General features: G+C 57.4%; 1 protein-coding gene and 1 pseudogene. One reads left to right on the top strand and one right to left on the bottom strand.

Annotation, left to right across the window (positions count from 1 at the left end; translation table 11 throughout):
- Positions 1–338 precede the first annotated feature (338 nt).
- Positions 339–2,105, bottom strand: coding sequence for a hypothetical protein (locus ACIQU6_RS44275; RefSeq protein WP_403488341.1), 1,767 nt, complete (start codon positions 2,103–2,105; stop codon positions 339–341).
- A gap of 352 nt (positions 2,106–2,457) precedes the next feature.
- On the opposite strand from ACIQU6_RS44275, the pseudogene ACIQU6_RS44280 reads away from it, so the two are divergent.
- Positions 2,458–2,778 (top strand): annotated as a pseudogene (locus tag ACIQU6_RS44280) (IS1380 family transposase); the annotation flags it as partial.
- Positions 2,779–2,874 lie beyond the last annotated feature (96 nt).

Raw genomic sequence — 2,874 nt, forward strand, 5'->3', positions numbered from 1 at the left:
GTGTCACGGGCGTGGGTCCTTCCGTACGAACTTTGGTCGGTTCAGTACGAAACCTACGCTCGTGGCCCTTTTACACCACCTCCCGGACGCGACCTACGAGTTCGAGTCCCCATGCATTCGGTACGCCGAACATGACCAGATCATCAAACGCAGTGTCAAAGATCAGTACGTCGCACGCGAAATCTATCGACTCATCGCCGCCATCAGGACAGCCGTATGCCCCGCAGATCCCGACCGGACCGCAAGTTGACATCCATAGGGGCATCAACGGCTTCTGAATAACCTTCCTGAAATCCCGCCCGAGATCGAAGATCAGAATCCATGCGGTGGATCGAGGCTCAGAAGAGCTCGCTGCTCGACCTCGATGGAACCACAGGTGGTATCGGGAGTATGTCTTCCGTTCGATACATCCGACGGTTTCCCAATTTGGAGATGTTCACCCCTGGGTTCTGCTCAATTTGCGACAGGACTTCCTCTGCTTTACATCTGACCTCTTCGCTGATTTCGAATTCGGCGATTCTTGCCGCCTTGATGGGGGTAAAGTCAGTACATGCCGTCCGAAGCGGGTACCCGCTCAACGCAGTGGACGATGAATCTCGAGCCGCCGCCTCCCACTCTCCGAGCTTCCGCAGGTACACGGAGATATTCTCCTTGGGTTTCGGGGCGTGCTCTTCAGTTCCATCTGGCGGTAGGGCAACTTCTACATTGGGGATCGGATTAGGGCCGTGGAATTCGCTGTCTGCAAGCTGGTTGCGCGGCTTGGTGAGATAGATCTCCTTGATCATCCCCTCCGGCCTGCCCTGTACTAACTTAGCCAGCATGGGGCTGTACGAAATACGGGGTATGATATGGAGATCCGCAGCAAGGTTCTGCTCGGTGAGATTGCGCATTTTGATCCGCCACTCGGGAATCCCTCCAGCTATTTCGTCGGTCATTCCTTGTTCGGGTGTAGGATTAGATGGCAGATAGCGTTGCACTCGGCCATAATTTGCCCAGGCAATTTCATCGGCCTTCTGCTGGCCGGGGGCGGGATGGAATACCTTGGGCTGCACCGAAATGCGGACTCCTTGCAGCCACGCTACAATCACATCATTGCCCACCGTTACAGCCTCTTCTAGCCGCGTCGGTCCCTGAAATATCAGGGATGAGCCACTTTTCGCGAAGATGCGACCTTGCAGTATGATCGTAGCAATGCCAATAAGATTTGCGTACTCGATGTCTATTAGGCGATTGATTTCAGACTGCTCCGCTTGGGGAAGCCTGTCCCAGGCTTCTTTATTATCTGGATGCCTCCATCGGCGAATGGTGGAATATTCTCGATTGAAGCGGCTATCGAACCACATCTTTGCTAGATCCGCTGGATCTTTCCAGCCGACACCGTGAGCCGTGTCGTCAGGGTTTGCCTCCATGCATCCCGAGAGTATGTGCGCGGCGTGTATCAACTCGTGAGCCAGCACGAGTTCGGGCGGAATGATATTTCGATCGATCAGCAGCGCAGTGCGTGGGTGGAAAGCAACTGTGGCGTACGTTCCGTAACCATTAGAGGCGTAATCCTTCGCTTGGGAATGGCATGAAGCTAACTCGCCATGCTCTTGCCCTATGACCACATTAATTTCGACTGGCGCAGTTCTGTCGGGCTTACCATCAGGCTTTACTTGGTACGCTGTTAACTTCCGCGGATTGATTCCTAGCTCCTTGGCGTCACCGTAGTGCCCTTCCAATGTTCCGTTGTCGTCAGGCAGCGGTCTAAGCTTGGCAAGGAGGTGGAGTAGGGAGCTCCCATTGTTGCACCCTTCCAAGATCCGAAGCAGCTCGTCCATTTCGGCGTAGAAAGCCCCTCCTTTTAGTGGGGGGATTTCCTCACGCCCGCCGTATGGAGTTCCGCGAAGCGTAAGTCTATCGTCAATTACGCCGGGATCCTCGATGGCGGCAATTCCGGGACGTATCTCTTTTGCAGGCACCTCAACCCCGACGTCCCATACTAGTACGATGTCGCGCATACTGGGCGGAGTGTCGCTCATTTTCGAGGAAACCCTCAGATTATGTACTTGCTTCAGGATAGGGATTTTAATGGCGGATGGCATTGGAACCTCTTTCATCTTCATCCTCAAACGGCGCGGGGAGGGCGCTTGCTGCCGCCGGGCCTGCACTGACAGTGCAGGCCCGGCGGCAGCCTGTTCGCCGTGTGGCCAGGACCTGCGCCTCCAACCGCTGGTGCAGCATCAACGCAATACCGACAGCGTGACGCTTCTACGGAAGTGGCAGACACCTATGCTGCTTCCCTACCACTCTGGCACCCGAGGACTCACTCAACACGTTGAGCGGTATGCGTCTGAGCCTCGATTCACCGTGTGATGCTGGGCCTGTGGACGGCGGAACGCGAAGAAGTGCCTTGTGACCTGCGAGGATGGGAGTTCCTAGGCTTCCAACCCGCACGAGCAGCAAGGCACTTCAGAAGTGAAAGTCTCCCATAGCCCGGCGCGGGTGTTCGCCGCGTTCGATGATCCGAATCTGATCGCGCATGCCGGGCTGGTCCCGGTGATCCGGCTGGCCGAGCGGTGCGGCCTGCCCCGGCTGGTGGCCGAGAAGGTCAAGCTGAGCGGCGCGGAGAGCGGCGCTGGTACGGCCGCCGACGCGAAGGTGATGAGCATCGTGGGCGGCATGGCCGCCGGCGCCGACTCCATCGACGACCTCGACGTACTGCGCCACGGCGGACTGCCGAAACTCTTCGGCGGAGTGCGGGCACCGTCCACGCTGGGCACGTTCCTGCGCGCCTTCAGGTCGCGTCCGGGAGGTGGTGTAAAAGGGCCATGAGCGTAGGTTTCGTACTGAACCGACCAAAGTTCGTACGGAAGGACCCACGCCCGTGACACG

The sequence above is a fragment of the Streptomyces sp. NPDC090442 genome, from assembly GCF_044769405.1.
GTDB lineage: Bacteria > Actinomycetota > Actinomycetes > Streptomycetales > Streptomycetaceae > Streptomyces.

What these genes read in the sequence shown, in the direction of transcription:
- ACIQU6_RS44275 (WP_403488341.1), bottom strand. Translation starts at nt 2,105, where the DNA reads ATGAAGATGAAAGAGGTTCCAATGCCATCCGCCATTAAAATCCCTATC.